The following is a 17401-nucleotide window of genomic DNA, read 5'->3' as shown; positions in this document are numbered from 1 at the left end:
TGGGCCGGCTTTTTTGTGTATGAAGGAATTTGAATTAATCAATCGTTACTTTAAAGGTCGCGGTATTATCCGCCGTGATGTAAACCTTGGAATAGGTGACGATTGCGCGTTGGTCACCGTGCCTGAAAACTGTCAGTTAGCCGTGACAACTGATACCCTCGTTGCAGGAGTTCACTTTTTTGATGATATCTCTCCTCGTGCACTTGGACATCGAGCACTGGCCGTCAACTTAAGTGATTTAGCGGCGATGGGTGCAGAGCCTACGTGGATTTCGGTTGGTTTAACTTTGCCAGAAGCAAACGTTGAATGGCTTGAAGAGTTCACTGAAGGGATGCATGAAATTGCCGAATACTTTAATGTGCAAATTATAGGGGGAGACACCACGCAAGGGCCTCTCACCATTACTATTTGTGCAAAAGGTATCGTACCGCAAGGCAAAGCTCTGCGTCGCAGTGGTGCAAAAGTGGGTGACTGGATTTACGTGACAGGCCCCTTAGGTGATGCAGGTGTGGCGATTGAAGCGCGCAAGCAAGGTTTCAATATCGCACCAGAGCATTTATCGTATTTAAATAATCGCTTTGATTACCCCGCTCCTCGTGTTGCCGCAGGACAAGTATTGCGTGGTGCAGCATCTGCTGCAATCGATATCTCCGATGGCTTGTTGGCTGACTTAGGGCATATTTTAGCGCTTTCTCAAGTAAGCGCGGTTATACATGTTGATAAAGTTCCGGTGTCTGACGCCGTGAATGCGTCAATTCCGCGTGCTGAGCAGTTTGATTATATTTTAAATTATGGTGACGATTACGAACTACTTTTCACTGTGCCAGAAAGTAACAAAAGCATGGTGGATATGAAGCTTCGTCAGTATGGCGTTGAAGCCAGTTGTATTGGACAAATCAAAAATGGCGTAGGCGAAATTGAACTTTTACTTGATGGTGAAAAATTTAACTATCAAGGTAAAGGATTTCAGCATTTTACGAAGGAGCCGGTTTGAGCAGTAACCGTTTATTCAATTTAAAACGTCCACATCAATTTTTTGGTTTGGGTTTCGGTTTAGGTTTAGCGCCTAAAGCGCCGGGTACATTTGGTACTTTTGCTGCGTTGCCACTAATTTTTACTACAATGTACTTTCCACTGTGGTTGCAAATTGTGTTTGCTGTGGTGATTAGTGTGTTTGGTATTTGGGCATGCGGTAAAACAGCTGATGACTTAGGGGTACATGATCATCCTGCCATTGTATGGGACGAAGTAGCTGGTTATTATATCACCATGATTGGTGCTGCTCTCAGTTGGCAGTCACTGTTAGTTGGTTTTTTATTGTTCCGTTTTTTTGATATCGCTAAACCAGGCCCAATACGTATTCTTGATAGACGTTTACATGGTGGTCTGGGCATCATGGCTGATGATATTCTAGCAGGTGTATTTTCATTGATTTGTGTTCAAGCTTTGTTTAAAAGTGGCCTTTTACCTTTTTAAGCAATGAATTAAGGTTTTCTTGGTGGCAAAGGTATGATGCGATTTCTAGTGGTTTGTTTGTTGATGTTTTGTAGCACGTCGGTGTTTGCATCTATCACTGAGTACGTTGTCAAACAATGGAATATCCAAAATGGCTTGCCATCACAATCATTAAAAAGCATTGCGCAAGACGAACAGGGTTATATGTGGCTAGGCACCCAGTTTGGTCTTAGTCGTTTTGACGGTAATACATTTACTAACTTTAATACACAAAATAGCGATTTTTTACCAAGCAATGGTATCAACAAGCTATTAGTTGATAGTGATGGTTTGCTGTGGGTTGGCACCAAAAATGGGTTAGTCACACTCGACCCCGAAACCATGATGTCGCAAACTTTCAATGTGAAAGGCCCCGTGCGGGACATTTTAGAAGACTCAAAGGGCAGTATTTGGATTGCTGCGAATGGTCTTTATTATGTCGCTCGTAATCAGGTAGCACTGCAACAGAACTCAGCGTTAAGTGTTCCGGTGTCTAACGCAACCGCAATCACGCAAATTGTGGGTTCTGTCAGTCAAATGGCGCTCTCTCCTGAAGGAATTTGGCTGGTAAATGAACGTCACTTACTGCGCTTAACCAATACCTCATCTGATTTTGCGAAACTGCGCTTAGAGTTAACCGCAAAAGTCTCACTTCCCGAGCGTTTAGCACAAACGATTATCCATGATATGGCTTGGCTTGAAGGTAACTTGTATCTTGCTTCTGAGCTGGGTGCTTACTTTCTTGATTTAGACGATGAACTACGCCCATTTCCTTTGCCTAATGCGAGTAACTCGGCGGTGTATAAATTCATGAGTGACTCCGATGGGGCATTGTGGATCTCAACCTATGGGCGACTCTTGTTCCGTGATAACTCGGGTGACTGGCAATGGGTAGAGCCGAGCCAACTTGATCAAAGTATTTGGTTTGCAGATATCTTCCGCGATAACCAAAATAATATTTGGTTAGCAAGCTTTAGTGAAGGTTTATGGCTTGCACATGAAGGGCGTATTGAGCGCCACTCAGCAATTTCTAACATGACCGAGGCGGTAATGGCGATAAGCCAAGCCCCCGACGGCAAGCTGTGGGTTGCTAACCGAAGTGGTGTTGGCTATTTCGATTACAATAAAAACTTTGTTAACAAAATCCCTAGTAATCAATTTGGCCGTGCCGCCGTGCACGATTTGCAGTTTGATGGTGATCGCCTTTATATCGCAACAGGTCGTGGCGTTTTTTATTACGAGAACCAAAGTTTATATACGGTGCCCGGCCGTGCATTACGAGACAACCCAGTGTTTGCTATTAGTCGCTCCAATAAAGGAGGATTTTGGTTAGGGACTGGGCGCGGTATGTATCGTTTAAGTTACGGGGGGCTTACTCCATTTGCCTATAACGCGTTCCTTGGTAGTAAATTTATTACTTATGTACTTGATGAACAGAACTTTGGTCTTATCGGAACCAGTAAAGGAGCTTACTACTTTACCGACCGCGGTATTGAAAAAATAGGCGACCAAACAAGCTTAGAAAGTGCCTACGTCACCAGTATTTTAAACATTGAAGGGGTTGGCATTTTAATAGGCTCATTAAATGACGGCTTATTTTATCGCAGTACAAAAGGGCAGTGGCGGCAGCTTGATGCCACCGATGGTTTACCTTATGGCTCTATTTTTAGTCTAGTGTATGACAAGCAGTTGAAGCGTATTTGGGTTAGTACCATGAAAGGCGTATACCGTATGCCGGTTGAACAGTTTGGTACTGATATTGAAAGCTTGAAAGTGGAGCAGGTTATCTCATCGTTTGATCGTCAACTCGATGGTAAAGCGAGTCAATGTTGTGCGGGGCTTGGCCATGATGCGGTTGCAGATACAGGAAATTCAATTTGGTATCCAAGCTTGCAAGGTGTTGTTGAGATTCCGAAAAGTGTAGAGCTTTTTGGAGTGAAAGCATTAAAGCCACGCATTGAAAATATTGTTACTCCATTGCGCCATTTGAGCACCGCAACATTAGGTAACAAACCTGAGCTGCAAATAGATGAGCGTGACATAACGATTAAGTACACAGCGATTGATTACTATGCGCCTTCGAGTATTGAATTTCGTTATCGATTAAGCGGATTAGACAATGATTGGCGATACGCGAATACGCGACGTGAAGCTATTTATACTAACTTACCCCCAGGTTCTTTCTTATTTCAACTTGAAGCAAAACGCCGGGGTGAAGATTGGAAAAAAGCACGCCGAACAGAGTATTCATTTATTGTACCGCGCCGCTTTGATGAGACTATTTACTTTAGGTTGCTGATCACCAGCAGCTTTATTCTATTGTTTTATCTTGTATTCTGGGTGTTTAGAGCGCAAGAGAAGCGTAAGCAATTGGCGCTGGAAAGTTTAGTTACTGAGCGTACCGTAGAGCTTCGTGAGGCTAACGATAAACTTAACCAAGTGAACTCGCAGCTTAAGTTAGTCAGCCACTCTGATGAGCTAACGGGGCTTCGTAGTCGTCGCTTCTTATTTGATCAATTACCGAAAGACATTGAACACTTTCAGCGAAATTCACAGTCATTGCAGGCACAAGGTAAATCGTTGGTACTGTTAATTATTAATTTTGATAATTTTAGCCGTATTAATGACGCGTATGGTCCGCTTGCAGGCGACAGCTGTTTACAACAAATGGCTACGTTGCTTAATAGCCGTACTCAAGGTTCCGACTACGTGGCTCGATGGAGCGGCGATGAGTTTTTACTCTTACTGCGCGATTTTAAACGCACCGCGATAGATGATTATGTTGCAGAATTATGTGAAGCAGTGGCGAGTAACTCATTTAGGTTACCAAATGGTGAGTCGACAACAATCACCGCATCAATCGGTTGGTCGTTTTATCCATTGCCTTTATTAGGCGGCCAAGTAATTGGCTGGGAAACGTCTGTCAATTTAGCTGATATTGCACTGCATCAGGTTAAAAAGCGCGGGGGTGATGGTGTGGCTAATATTACCTTTGATGAGCAGCTAGATGCATTTGAGTTTGAACAAACCAATAATGTTGATCAGCAACTCAGTGTTTTACAAGAGAATGGCCTAGCAGACATCAAGATTTGGATGCGTTAAAAATGCCTTGTCTATTACTAGAGAAGGCATTGTGAGGCTAACCAGGGCGCTTGTTACCTAAGCCCCCTTTTTAGTTTTAATGGTTAAGCCAAGCCGGTAAAATAGCCACTGACTCTGGTGCCGTGAATGAGTAACTCACAGTCGCGGCAATATCACCACTTGGGCTATTTAAAATATTATCGAAGCGCATTACCAAACCATTCGACTTTTCAGCGACATATAAATGGTTGCCTGTATACATAATATCAACGGGGTTACCAAGCTGACTAGCTGGCCCTGCAATGTTGACGCTTACATTGGTTAAGCCGCTTGCTTTTGATGCGTTATTTAACACGTAAATTTTACCGTCGGTAGCATCGGCTGCACTGCCTACATCTGACACTATCAATGAATCACTTAGAGGATCATAATCAATACCATGAAGGTTAGTTGGCGCTGCAAACGCCGTACCGCCGGATGCTGGTGTGATCAAACGGTCTTCTCCAGTGATGGTTGTCATGCCTGCCATTAATTTGCTTTTCACTTCGTCAAATACTGCAACTGTGCCATTAGTCAGGGCAACAAATGCTTTGTCTGTTGCAGGGTCATAATCAACATCCCATGGGCGAGCACCGCCGTTGGCTGTTAAAGTCATGAGTGGGCTAACATTGCCCGTTGCACAGCTCGAAAAGATTAAAATACCAGGGGTTGTGGCATTAAATTCAGCCACAAATACCATGCCATTATCAGAGGCCACATCGATACCTTTAGGTGAAATGATACCTGTATTTGCTCCAGTGATTAGCCTGTCTTGGCTGGTTGTAAATGTGTCGCCATCACGATGGGTTGCTACTTTGTTCGAGACAACGAGACCGCCTATTGATGTCGTTGCATTATCGTACGTGGCATAGCTTGTCCCTGATTTGTCGAAGGCGACACTTTCAATGGTTTGACTTGCATTATAGCTGGCAAGCTCTGCAGTCAAGGGGGCATTAATGCGGCTAATTTGACCGGTTGTAGCGCCTAGTACAGCTGGGTTGCTACTGACAGCAACGCCCAATAATGGCATGTTAATCATGACGCTGTCAGAGCTATCTTGCATACCATTGTGCATGACTGTAGGTGTGATTGATTCAGGCTTTGTGGTTGCTGTCACTAAGTTAGGAGCAATATCACCGCTGTCACCAGCGAAAATATTGCTAAACACGAGTACGGCATCATTTGATTTTTCGGCAACACGTAAATCACTGCCTGTCAGACTAATATCAACCGGATTGCCAAGCATAGACATTGGGCCTGCGATATGGCGGTCAACTGTGACCATGCCATCAGCCTGTGATGCATTTGAAATAACAAAGAGCGCACCGTCGGTTGCATCAGATGCACTTCCTACATCAGAGAGCACTAATTTATTAGTATGTGATTCAAGCGAGATGCCATGAAGGTTCACTGATATTTTGGCGCCGGTTTCATCGCTAGGGGTAATTGTCCGCGCGGGTGTAGCTGCAAAGCCGCCCATCACATAGTTATCATATACGGCCACATCACCATTAGTGAGTGCAACGTATAATCGGTCGTTAATTTCATCGTAGGTTAAATCCCACGGTTTTGCGTCTGTCACTGTGCTGGCCAGTGGTGCAACATCTCCTGCGGCTTCTTTACCGAACACCGTTACTTGCATACCATTAAAGTCAGCAGCAAAAATTAGCCCGTGCTTGTTCGAAATAGTGATGCCTTTGGGGTTGACTAAGGTGCTGTTTGTACCTGATATCATTCTATCAACGTCACTGTTATACATCCCGCCATCACCTCGGCTGAGAATCTGACACACTGTGCTGATTGCCCCATTGCCCGAATCGGCTGCTTGTACAAGGTTACCTAAACTGTCGAATACGACACCTTCATTTGCCCCAGTGTTAAAACTTGAAAGCTTAGCGGCATTTTGATTGATAACATTGACTGTTCCCGCATTTTCTTGGCCATTATTAGCGAGAATAAAGGTGGCAGCTGCAAAACCGGGTGCACCATCGTTACCATCCATACCGTCTGAACCATCAGTGCCATTTGTACCATCTTGACCGTCAACGCCATTGGCTCCGTCAGCACCATCTTGACCTGCAACACCCTGAGCACCCATCGCACCGTCTTTACCGTCGTCACCACTACATCCACTTACGCCGAGCAACACGGCTAGTGTTAATGTACAAAGAGTAAATTTTGTTAGTGTTGAATCTGTGTGAGTATGTAGTGCTATTTCATCATTTTTAAACGCTTTCATTTGTTCATACCTTATTTAATAATCCATCAAAAAGTGAACAGACAACGTGTAGTGCTCAGAACCGCTTTCAAAAGCATAACCCTTGCTCACGAGTTAACCTCATTGAGTAAACGGGGAAGGAGGGAGATTGGATGCAGGAAAAAATAACTTTTTTAGTGTTTGTTTTTATATTATTGATTTTAAAATTAAAAAAAGGAGCATTATGCTCCTTTTTATTTGAACTGATTGTGTAAGTTAAGCAATAAAGGCTTTAATGCTGGCTAAAATACCGTTTGCATCTAGGCCCATTTCGGCATGCATTTCTTCCTGCGTACCGTGCTTTATAAACTCATCAGGGATACCCAAATTCAAGATAGATGCATTGGCTTTAATGGTAGCAAGGTATTCATTAACTGCAGAACCTGCACCGCCAGCAATCGCGTTGTCCTCGAGAGTGACAATCACATCGTGCTCGCTTAGTAAGTCGCTAATTGCCTGTGTATCGAGTGGCTTAATAAAGCGCATATCAAGCAGAGTTGCATTTAATGCTTCTGCGGCAAGCTGTGCATTATCTAACAAGGTTCCAAATGATAATATGGCCACCTTGTTTCCTTGTTTTATTGTACGGGCTTTACCAAGTTCAATTGCATGCATCTGTGCTTGCACTTCACAATGGCCAGCGCTACCGCGCGGATAACGTACCGCAACTGGTTGATTACATTGATAGCCAGTATAAAGCATTTGGCGGCATTCATTGGTGTCACTCGGTGCCATGATGATCATGTTTGGTATACAGCGCATAAAGCTTAAATCGTAAGCACCTTGGTGTGTTTCACCGTCGGCGCCAACAATACCTGCACGGTCAATGGCAAATAAAACAGGGAGGTTTTGCAGTGCAACATCATGAATTAGTTGGTCATAGGCACGTTGTAAGAAACTAGAGTAAATAGCAACGACAGGCTTTAAGCCTTCGCACGCAAAACCTGCAGCGAGTGTCACGGCGTGTTGTTCTGCAATGGCAACATCGAAGTACTGTTTAGGAAACTCTTTTGAAAAGCGTACCATGCCCGAGCCTTCTCGCATTGCAGGGGTAATTGCCATGAGTTTGTCGTCTTGTTTTGCCATGTCACAAAGCCAATCACCAAACACATTCGAGAATGTGGCTGCGCCCAGTTTTGATTTAGGCAATTTTGACATGCTAGGGTCAAATTTCGGTACCCCATGGTAGCCAATAGGATCCGCTTCAGCAGGTTTATAACCTTTGCCTTTTTGCGTTTTTATATGCAGTAATTGCGGCCCTTTAAGGTTACGCATATTACGCAGGGTATCAACCAACATATTCACGTCGTGGCCATCTATTGGGCCGATATAGTTTAAACCTAACTCTTCAAAGAAAGTGCCTGGAATGACCATGCCTTTCAAGTGCTCTTCCATTCGGCTGGCAAGTTCTTTTACGGGCGGTAAACCCGAAAGTAGCTTTTTACTGCCTTCTCGGATATTGGTATAGAAACTACCTGATAAAATGCGAGCGAAGTGGTTGTTTAATGCGCCCACGTTTTCTGAAATCGACATTTCGTTATCATTTAAGATAATCAGCACATTTGGGTTTACATCACCCATGTGGTTCATCGCTTCAAATGCCATACCCGCAGTAATGGCACCATCACCAATTACGGCAACTGTTTTTCGATCTTTACCTTCTTTTTCTGCCGCAATTGCCATGCCTAGGGCTGCAGAAATAGAGGTGCTAGAGTGACCTACACTGAATGTATCGTATTTACTTTCTTCACGGAATGGGAAAGGGTGTAAGCCATCCTTTTGACGAATCGTATGCATTTGGTCACGACGACCCGTTAAGATTTTGTGTGGGTATGCTTGGTGACCCACATCCCATACTAAACGATCTTCAGGGGTGTTATAGACATAATGCAGCGCAACAGTTAACTCAACAGTGCCTAATCCTGATGCTAAATGACCACTACTTTGCGAAACTGAGTTCAAAAGGTATTCACGTAACTCTTTACTAAACGCAGGTAATTTGTCTTGCGCTAAATCACGCAGTTGTGCTGGTTCGTCAACCAAACTTAATAATGGATACTTGCTACTATCAAGTGTCATGTTTTTTATACATCCTTCGCTAACCAGAGTGCATTATAGCCCATAGCGGCTCTGATTTTTTAGTTATTTTGTCTTTCTTTTATAGGCACTAATATTTACGTTCAACTATATAGCTGGCAAGGTTTGCCAACTCATTTGTGTCGTAATCTATTGCCTCAAGAGCCTGATGAGCTTGGGCAAGTAAATCTTGCGCTTTTTGTTTAGCACCTGCCATGCCTAATAAAGCAGGGTAGGTTGCTTTATTAGCCGCAATATCTGACCCTTGAGGCTTTCCTAATGTTTCAGTATCAGCTTCAACGTCTAGGATATCGTCTTGTACCTGAAAAGCCAGACCTATCGCTTGACCAAATAGATTTAGTTGCTGCAATGTATGCTGATCACAGTGAGTCGCGCACAAAGCTCCCAGTGTAATTGCACAATTTAAAAGCGCTCCAGTTTTCAGTTGGTGGATACGTTCCAATTGCTCAACACTGATCACTTGATCGGTATAGACAATATCCAGTGCTTGTCCCCCAACCATACCTTCAATACCTGAGGCTTTGCTTAATGAGGCTATCATTTTAACCTGTTGTGTCGCTGGCACCGTAAATTGATGATTAGCAATTAAATCAAATGCAAGCGTTTGCAGTGCATCGCCGGCTAAAATTGCCTGTGCTTCGCCATAAACAATGTGGCAAGTTGGTCGGCCTCGGCGTAAATCATCATCGTCCATTGCCGGCAAATCATCGTGTACAAGTGAGTAACTATGGATACACTCAATGGCTGCTGCAAGTACATCTAAATCGGCTTTGTTTGCTCCCATCATACGACCGGTTGCGTAAACAAGGTACGGGCGTAAACGCTTCCCCCCATTTAAAACACCATAATGGGTTGCGTCTTTAATTGTTTGTTCGGTATTAAGTGGCTGGTCAAAATAGCGATTTAACATGGCTTCAACATCGTGTTGAGCACGTTGTAGTTGTTCTTTTAATTGCACTGAATTAGTCCAGGTTTGAATCAAAGTTGCTCAGAGGAGCTTGGCTATCGTTGCCCATTAAAATGGCCACTTTTTGTTCTGCTTGCTGTAATTTACCTGATGAGGCATTTGCCAGTGCAATACCACGTTCAAACTGTTTAAGTGACTGTTCTAAAGACAGTTCACCTTGCTCCATTTGCACAACTATTTGAGATAATTCATCCAGCGCTTCTTCAAAGCTTAAGTTTTCTGGTTTCTTTGCCGCCATTGTGGCCTCGATAGCTATTAGAAAGTGAGGCCAATTTTAGGGGGAATGCTAAACTAGGTCAAAGAATGATGTGTTTTTTTACGCATAAAGCGATTTCGATATGCTATTTTTACGCTTTTAGATACAGCTTAAACTTGTAGCTTAAAAATCTTACATTAAAATAAAATTAATTCATTTAATGATTTAAGTAATTCAATTGCTTGCCGATAAGCAGTTAATAATAAAAATTTGATGCCTGAGGGTGTCGTGTTATTTTCCTCTGGAGGGGTATGTGGATTTAGCAACCATAATAGGTATTCTTGGTGCCATAGGCTTAATTGCTATGTCGATGGTGTTAAGTAGTGACGGCCAAGTTGCAATGTTTTACAACACACCTTCGGTGGTCATTGTATTCGGTGGCTCGATTTTTATTGTGTTATCAAACTTCACCATGGGACAGTTTTTGGGGATAGGGAAGGTTGCAGCTAAAGCCTTCATGTTCAAAATTGAATCTCCAGAAGAGTTAATTGAAAAAGCAGTTGAACTAGCTGACTCTGCACGTAAAGGTGGCTTTCTCGCGCTGGAAGAGGCTGATATCCCCAATGCGTTCATGCGAAAAGGGGTTGATATGCTGGTTGATGGTCATGATGCCGATGTTGTGAGGGCTACGCTACAAAAAGATATTTCTTTGACATCTGCACGTCATGAACATGGTGCCACTTTATTTAAATCGCTTGCTGATATCGCCCCGGCAATGGGTATGATTGGTACGCTGATAGGGTTGGTTGCGATGTTATCAAACATGGATGACCCTAAAGCGATTGGTCCTGCTATGGCGGTGGCCTTACTTACCACCTTATACGGTGCATTTTTAGCGAATGTTATTGCTATTCCTATTCAGGTAAAGCTTGAGCTTCGTAAAGACGAAGAAGCACTAAACCAGCGCCTCATTTTGGATGCGGTTTTAGGCATACAAGATGGTCAAAACCCGAAAGTAATTGAAGGGATTTTGAAAAACTATTTAGCCGAATCTAAACGTAAAGTAGATACTGAGGAGTAGGCATGTCTGATCAAGAGTGCAAATGTCCGCCCCCTGGCCTGCCAGCTTGGATGGGCACGTTTGCTGACTTAATGTCGTTATTAATGTGCTTCTTTGTACTCTTACTTGCTTTCTCAGAAATGGATGTACTTAAGTTTAAGCAAATAGCAGGCTCGATGAAGTTTGCTTTTGGTGTGCAAAATAAGATTGAAGTAAAAGATATTCCCAAAGGAACCTCGGTGATTGCAATGGAGTTCACGCCAGGTAAACCTGAGCCCACGCCGATTGAAACGATTCAACAACAAACCGTCGAAATGACTCAGCAAATGTTAGAGTTTCAAGCGGGTGATGAAAGCTCTGCTGGTGGTCGCCAAGAGCAACGAGGTAACAAGCGCGGTGGTGAATCGCAAAGTACTGCGCAAGAGCAAGCGATGGAGCAGTCAATTTCAGCGGCTGATCAAGAGCAAACTAATGAGCTTGTGAAAAAAATTGCTCAGCAATTAGAGCAACAGATTATGGATGGGGCGATTGAGCTTGAGTCGCTTGGTCAGCAAATTATTATCCGTATTCGTGAAAATGGCTCGTTCCCATCGGGCAGCGCATTTTTACAGCCTAAATTTAAACCTATCATTCGTGATATAGCGACCTTACTTAAAGACGTACCTGGTGAAATTACGGTGTCTGGCCATACTGATGATTTTCAGGTTTCTAATGAGCTATACACCAATAACTGGGATTTATCTTCGAAAAGAGCGGTGGCGGTTGCCAGTGAAATGGAAAAAGCCTCAGGTTTCGATAAGTCGCGCATGGTGGTTGTCGGGCATGCTGAAACACGGCCGCTTGTTCCCAATGTGACCGATGAAGATCGCCGACGTAATCGACGTGTCGAGATCTCTATAATGCAGGGTAAAGCGCACGAGTCAGACCCTATTGATGTGAGACCATAAATCCATTACAGTAAAACTTCGTTAACAGATGTAATGGAGTATACAAATGAAAAAAATAGATAAGTACTGCTACATGCCAGGTAATGGTAGTGGTGATGATGATGATAAAACTGATTAAGGTAGGTAATTTTGCCTGATTGGTTTGGCTCCATCATATCAATATTAAATAATAGCTGGGTATTCATGTTGAGCCCAGCTATTTTCGTTTTCTATCTACAAAAAGACTGGTTTGCCTTTCGGTTTGCACTAATCACAGCCTGCTTCTTTTTATACGGCACGTTGATTCATGACCATTTACGTGGTTTTGATGATATTTATGTCTGGCGCTATGTAGTGTGGGCTTTCAATGATATTGCTTGGATGGCTGTAATTGCGTATTTAGGGATCAAAGATAAAGTTTATTTGTGGCAGAGTGTGTTGGGTCAACTTGTTGTTATTATGGCCCCTATTTTACAACTCTTTCGTTTAGTCGATCGTCACCTTTGGGACTTATCGTACAGCACATATATGTATAAGACGCTGCTGCCTCTCATTAATATTGCTACTGTTATTGTGTGTTATTTACCACTGATTTACTTACTAACACGGCGAGCAAAGCACGCTTAACTTATTCCTAAGTTAAAAACCCTATGCTAGACTACTGTTCATATAAACAGTATCTAGTGTTGCTTTATGAAACTTTACATTGCCGAAAAACCTTCTTTAGCACGCGCTATAGCAGATGCGCTGCCAAAACCTCAAAAAAAGCAGGATGGTTTTATTGAACTTGCCAATGGTGATTGTGTTTCATGGTGTATAGGTCATTTACTTGAGCAAGCTGAACCTGATGAGTACGATGAACGCTTTAAAAAATGGCGTTTCGAACATTTACCTATCGTGCCAGAGCAATGGCAACTAAAGCCAAAACCAAAAACGCGCAAACAACTTACCGTTTTAAAAAAGTTAATCAAACAGGCTACTCAGATTGTACACGCAGGCGATCCTGACCGCGAAGGGCAATTACTTGTCGATCAAGTGATCGATCAAGTTAAACTTAGCCAAGCAAAAAAACAGCAAATACAACGTTTACTAATCAGCGATTTAAACTTAAATGCAGTAAAAAAAGCACTCAATAATTTGCGGTCTAATCGCGAGTTTATTCCTTTAAGTGTCTCTGCTTTGGCTCGTTCACGCGCTGATTGGTTATTTGGCATGAATTTGACTCGTGCTTATACATTAGCCGGTCAAAAAGCTGGATTTGGTAATGTGTTATCTGTTGGCCGTGTGCAAACGCCTATTTTAGGTTTAGTCGTCAACCGTGATAATGAAATTGCTAATTTTACAGCCAAGCCTTTTTATGAAGTATTGGCCCATCTAAAAACCCAAAACCAGCAAACATTTACAGCTAAGTGGCAACCGAGTAAAGCGTGTGAGCCGTATCAAGATGACGAAGGTCGCGTGTTGCACCGAGGACTTGCAGAAAATGTTGTATCGCGAATAACTGACCAGCCTGCAACGGTATCAGAACTTGAGCAAAAGCAAAAAAAACAACAAGCACCTTTGCCCTATAACTTATCCGCTTTACAAATAGATGCAGCAAAAGCGTTTTCGATGCCAGCACAAAGTGTGCTCGATATCTGCCAAAATTTATACGAGCGCTATAAATTAATTACTTATCCTCGTTCAGATAATCGTTACTTACCAAAAGATCATCACCGTGAGGCTGCGGGCATTATTGCTGCAATTGCGCATAATGATGGACAACCTAATGAAGCATGCAATAAAGCCGATAGCAGTAAGCGAAGTAAATGTTTTAATGATAGCAAGGTCGCTGCGCATCATGCGATAGTGCCAACAGTTAAACAATTACGTACTGCAGCCTTAAATGCCGATGAGCAAAAGGTTTATAGACTTATTTGTCGCCAATATTTAGCTCAGTTTTATCCAGATTATATTTTTAATGAAACCAAAGTGAGTGTGATGATTGCGGGCGGGCTTTTTAAAACAACAGCTAAGCAAGATGTTAGTCTGGGCTTTAAAGCATTAATGGGTAAAACAGAATTAAAGGACGAACAAACACTTCCTCCATTGGAAAAAGGCCAGCAACTGCATTGTTACGAAGCTCAGCTCGTTGACAAAATGACGTCACCGCCCGCGCATTTCACAGACGCCACTCTATTAAGTGCTATGACGGGCATTAGTCGTTATGTAAAAGATTCAGAAATCAAAAAAATACTGAAAGAAACTGATGGACTTGGAACAGAGGCCACGCGAGCGGGCATTATTGAGTTACTCTTTAAACGACGTTTTCTAAAACGCCAAGGTAAAAGTATTATTGCTACAGAAACAGGGCAAGCGCTTATAAGTGCCTTACCTCTTGCGTTAGCGAGTCCTGATTTAACAGCGAAGTGGGAAGCTTCTTTGAGTAACATTGCTGAACAGCAAATGAGTTATCAGCAATTTTTAACACCGCTACTTGATGAATTGCAGCAACTTGTTGAACAAGCCAAACACTGCGATAGCCAGGTATTCGCGCAACTACCAAAAACGCCACCTAAGCGGCGTTTTAAAAGAAAAGCAAAATTTAAGGCTAAGCCAGCTTAGCCTTAAAACGGTTATTGATTGAATAATGCGACAGCGGCGTTGCTCATCGCAGTTATTCCTGTAGGTAGGGCTTTTTTATAATCTGGCGCAAATTTACTGGAGTGCAGTGAAGGTAAAGTGCTACCCGATTTTATTGCATCATTGTACTGGTTAGGCTCGACACCCCCTAACCAAAATAGCGTGATAGGGACATGGTGCTCTGTACGACCATACAAACCAAAATCTTCACCTGCCATTACTGCATCTGCATCAAGTACATTTTCTTCACCAAGTGCACTGGAAATCGCATTACGTACAACATTTGTTTGTGCGGGATTATTATAAGTTGATGGAATAGACTCATCTTCATGAACGTATACCTCTGGGATTAAGCTTTCATCCAAACCAGCACTCAGTGCAATACCTTTACTAATTCGTTTAATCGCCGCAATTTGCTGCAAACGTACTTCGGGATTATAGCTGCGAAGTGTTAATTGCAGTTTCACTTCATCAGAAATGACATTATGTTTAGAACCACCATGAATAGAGCCAACAGTAATGACCGAGGGTTCTAATGGAGAAAGCTCGCGACTGGTTATTGTTTGTAATGCTAAAACAATGCGCGAAGCGATAACAACGGGGTCAATTGTTGTATGTGGGTAAGCACCATGGCCCCCTTTGCCTTTTACAGTGATATCTACAGAGTCAACACTGGCCATGGTATATTCATTTTTCATACTCACTTTCCCCGCAGGGACGCTCGCACTAACATGCAGCGCAATGACATGATCTGGGGTCGGATATTGAGAGAAAAGTCCTTCTTTTAGCATGGCTTTTGCACCGCCACCAACTTCTTCAGCGGGCTGTGCTACCATCATTAGCGTGCCTTGCCATTGTCTTTGTGAGATATTAATTGCTCTGCGGTCCCAATAAAAGAGCTCATATGGATATCATGGCCACAACCATGCATCACACCAACAGTCGCACCGCTGTCATTTTTCACAGTGACTTTAGAGGCGTAAGGCTTTCCCGTTTGTTCAACAATAGGTAATCCGTCAGTATCTGTGCGGATCATGATAGTTGGGCCTTCACCATTTTTATAAAGGCCTACAACCCCGTAACCACCCACATTATCAGTCACAGTAAAACCAAGCTTTTTAAGTTCTTTTGCTAGTTTTTGACCTGTTTGCTTTTCGTGATAAGACAATTCGGGTGTTTGATGTAAATCTAAATAAAGCTTTTCGATATTTGGCATTGATTGCGTTAGATTTAAATCCAATGATGCGGCGTGAGCAAGTGGACTAAGGAGTATTAATGCAGCACATATGCGCGATAATTTCATAATGACCTCGACTGAGTGGGCTTGTAATTGTTATGTTCGTCACCATATAAAAACCTAAATGAATATATAGTGCAATCGATCACATGAACAATATGATAAATCTTACACCGCAGAATCTGCAGCAAGCATTGGGTGAAACATCTTCAGAAAAACTAGTGCTACTTAGTTTTTATTCTGCACAAAACCCAGAATGTCATCAGCAAGCTGCAATTTTAGAGAAAATAGCCAGCGAATATGGTGAGCATTTATTAGTAGCAACACTAGACTGTGATGTGGAGCAAGCGCTGGCGTCGCAATTGGCACAACAAATTGGCTTGCAAGCTTTGCCTACATTAGTATTGCTAAAAGATGCTGCTCCTGTTGATATGTTGCCAGGCGCACAGTCTGAGCAGCAAATTCGTGATGCACTTGCAAAGCATTTACCTGCACAACATGAGTTATTACTTGAACAAGCTAAACAAGCCTTAATTAATCAAGATCTAAACAATGCTTTTAATTATGCCAAGAAAGCGTATGAGCTAGACCCAAGTCATACGCGCGTAAAATTAGTGCTCGCGGATATTTGTATTCAAATTCATAAATTAGATGATGCGCAAGCTTTATTAGATTCAGTTGATGAAAGCGAGCGCGATGCTTATTTTACAAACATTAAAGCTAAATGTGAGCAGGCATTGGCAGCAACAGACTCACCAGAGATAAAAGCGTTACAAGTAAAAGTAGAAAAGTACCCGAACGATTTAGAAATAAAGCTGGAATTAAGTAATGCATTTAATGGAGCAGGGCGCAAAGAAGAAGCATTAGAGTTATTGTTTAATGTACTTAAGAAAGATCTAAACTTTGCAGATGCAAAACCAACATACCTAGAAATTATTGCTTCATTACCAGATGGTGATGCGTTAGCTTCAAAGTATCGTCGTAAACTCTACAGTATCTTGTATTAATATTTAGAAAATGAAAGAAAGCGTCATTTAAATAAGGGCGCTTTTTTTATTTTTAAAACTTGCTTATTACCTAATTTCGATAATACTTAAGATCCTCTCGAGAAAAGTTGGCTGTATTTTGTACAGTAAACTGTGTTTTTTACTGCCTTTAGCTTGTTTTTTGCGCGAAAGGTAAGTTTTTAGTAGTTTTCTGCAAAAAAGTGCTTGCGTAAAAAATCCATCTCCCTATAATGCGCATCCACTGACACGGCGGGCAGCAACGAAAGACGCTGAACAACGTAGCAGAGAGTTAAGTAAAACTTCGGTTTTAAGTCTTCGAAAGAAAGTTTAAAATTAAGTGTTGACTCGAAAAATTAAGGATGTATTATACGCATCCCTCGAGACGCGAAAGCAACTCGAAACGTTCTTTAACAATATA

12 protein-coding genes and 1 pseudogene are annotated in these 17401 nt (G+C 42.4%); 8 read left to right on the top strand and 5 right to left on the bottom strand.

The window, feature by feature from the left end; genetic code table 11:
• Nucleotides 1-19: 19 nt before the first annotated feature.
• The 3 genes from thiL to H3302_RS12155 are packed head-to-tail and all read left to right on the top strand — an operon-like array spanning nucleotide 20 to nucleotide 4596.
• The gene (gene thiL, locus H3302_RS12165) at nucleotides 20-994 is read left to right on the top strand and encodes a thiamine-phosphate kinase (RefSeq protein ID WP_182395371.1); all 975 of its coding nucleotides are present in this window, start codon (nucleotides 20-22) and stop codon (nucleotides 992-994) included.
• Nucleotides 991-1476, top strand: coding sequence for a phosphatidylglycerophosphatase A (locus tag H3302_RS12160; RefSeq protein ID WP_036966334.1), 486 nt, complete (start codon nucleotides 991-993; stop codon nucleotides 1474-1476). Before thiL ends, H3302_RS12160 begins: the two co-directional genes overlap by 4 nt.
• 33 nt (nucleotides 1477-1509) lie before the next feature.
• Nucleotides 1510-4596: a ligand-binding sensor domain-containing diguanylate cyclase gene (locus tag H3302_RS12155; protein ID WP_065979734.1), complete on the top strand. Its 3087-nt coding sequence runs from the start codon at nucleotides 1510-1512 to the stop codon at nucleotides 4594-4596.
• A gap of 76 nt (nucleotides 4597-4672) precedes the next feature.
• Here H3302_RS12155 and H3302_RS12150 read toward each other — a convergent pair whose 3' ends face one another.
• The 4 genes from H3302_RS12150 to H3302_RS12135 form a co-directional block, all read right to left on the bottom strand.
• Nucleotides 4673-6853, bottom strand: coding sequence for a hypothetical protein (locus H3302_RS12150; protein ID WP_182395369.1), 2181 nt, complete (start codon nucleotides 6851-6853; stop codon nucleotides 4673-4675).
• Nucleotides 6854-7087: 234 nt separating this feature from the next.
• Nucleotides 7088-8950, bottom strand: a complete 1863-nt coding sequence (gene dxs, locus H3302_RS12145) for a 1-deoxy-D-xylulose-5-phosphate synthase (protein ID WP_182395367.1) — start codon at nucleotides 8948-8950, stop codon at nucleotides 7088-7090.
• Nucleotides 8951-9038: 88 nt separating this feature from the next.
• A complete protein-coding gene (ispA, locus tag H3302_RS12140) occupies nucleotides 9039-9878 on the bottom strand; it encodes a (2E,6E)-farnesyl diphosphate synthase (protein WP_409076803.1) in 840 nt (279 codons plus the stop codon).
• 52 nt (nucleotides 9879-9930) lie between these two features.
• Nucleotides 9931-10173, bottom strand: a complete 243-nt coding sequence (locus tag H3302_RS12135; protein WP_036966344.1) for an exodeoxyribonuclease VII small subunit — start codon at nucleotides 10171-10173, stop codon at nucleotides 9931-9933.
• A 271-nt stretch (nucleotides 10174-10444) separates the two neighbouring features.
• On the opposite strand from H3302_RS12135, the gene pomA reads away from it, so the two are divergent.
• The 4 genes from pomA (at nucleotide 10445) to H3302_RS12115 (ending at nucleotide 14721) form a co-directional block, all read left to right on the top strand.
• Nucleotides 10445-11212 carry a flagellar motor protein PomA gene (gene pomA, locus H3302_RS12130; RefSeq protein ID WP_036966347.1) on the top strand — a complete coding sequence of 256 codons (768 nt, stop codon included), beginning with the start codon at nucleotides 10445-10447 and terminating at the stop codon, nucleotides 11210-11212.
• A gap of 2 nt (nucleotides 11213-11214) precedes the next feature.
• Entirely contained in the window at nucleotides 11215-12138 is a 924-nt protein-coding gene (locus H3302_RS12125; protein WP_036966350.1) for a flagellar motor protein MotB, read from the top strand.
• Nucleotides 12139-12267: 129 nt separating this feature from the next.
• A complete protein-coding gene (locus H3302_RS12120) occupies nucleotides 12268-12744 on the top strand; it encodes a hypothetical protein (RefSeq protein WP_036966353.1) in 477 nt (158 codons plus the stop codon).
• A 66-nt stretch (nucleotides 12745-12810) separates the two neighbouring features.
• Nucleotides 12811-14721 (top strand): DNA topoisomerase III, encoded by a 1911-nt coding sequence (locus tag H3302_RS12115; protein ID WP_182395362.1) that lies wholly within the window; start codon nucleotides 12811-12813, stop codon nucleotides 14719-14721.
• 11 nt (nucleotides 14722-14732) lie between these two features.
• Here H3302_RS12115 and H3302_RS12110 read toward each other — a convergent pair.
• A pseudogene (locus H3302_RS12110) lies at nucleotides 14733-16042 on the bottom strand (M20 family metallopeptidase).
• An 83-nt stretch (nucleotides 16043-16125) separates the two neighbouring features.
• On the opposite strand from H3302_RS12110, the gene H3302_RS12105 reads away from it, so the two are divergent.
• Nucleotides 16126-16983, top strand: a complete 858-nt coding sequence (locus tag H3302_RS12105) for a tetratricopeptide repeat protein (protein WP_075594062.1) — start codon at nucleotides 16126-16128, stop codon at nucleotides 16981-16983.
• The last annotated feature ends 418 nt before the right edge of the window (nucleotides 16984-17401 follow it).

It is taken from the genome of Pseudoalteromonas sp. MT33b (assembly GCF_014117385.1).
GTDB classification, from domain to species: domain Bacteria; phylum Pseudomonadota; class Gammaproteobacteria; order Enterobacterales; family Alteromonadaceae; genus Pseudoalteromonas; species Pseudoalteromonas lipolytica.
Note: the sequence above shows the minus strand (reverse complement) of the source record. Positions and strands in the feature narration are given on the sequence as shown.

What these genes read in the sequence shown, in the direction of transcription:
- thiL (WP_182395371.1), top strand. Translation starts at nt 20, where the DNA reads ATGAAGGAATTTGAATTAATCAATCGTTACTTTAAAGGTCGCGGTATT.
- H3302_RS12155 (WP_065979734.1), top strand. Translation starts at nt 1,510, where the DNA reads ATGATGCGATTTCTAGTGGTTTGTTTGTTGATGTTTTGTAGCACGTCG.
- H3302_RS12150 (WP_182395369.1), bottom strand. Translation starts at nt 6,853, where the DNA reads ATGAAAGCGTTTAAAAATGATGAAATAGCACTACATACTCACACAGAT.
- dxs (WP_182395367.1), bottom strand. Translation starts at nt 8,950, where the DNA reads ATGACACTTGATAGTAGCAAGTATCCATTATTAAGTTTGGTTGACGAA.
- ispA (WP_409076803.1), bottom strand. Translation starts at nt 9,878, where the DNA reads ATGTTAAATCGCTATTTTGACCAGCCACTTAATACCGAACAAACAATT.
- H3302_RS12135 (WP_036966344.1), bottom strand. Translation starts at nt 10,173, where the DNA reads ATGGCGGCAAAGAAACCAGAAAACTTAAGCTTTGAAGAAGCGCTGGAT.
- H3302_RS12125 (WP_036966350.1), top strand. Translation starts at nt 11,215, where the DNA reads ATGTCTGATCAAGAGTGCAAATGTCCGCCCCCTGGCCTGCCAGCTTGG.
- H3302_RS12115 (WP_182395362.1), top strand. Translation starts at nt 12,811, where the DNA reads ATGAAACTTTACATTGCCGAAAAACCTTCTTTAGCACGCGCTATAGCA.
- H3302_RS12105 (WP_075594062.1), top strand. Translation starts at nt 16,126, where the DNA reads ATGAACAATATGATAAATCTTACACCGCAGAATCTGCAGCAAGCATTG.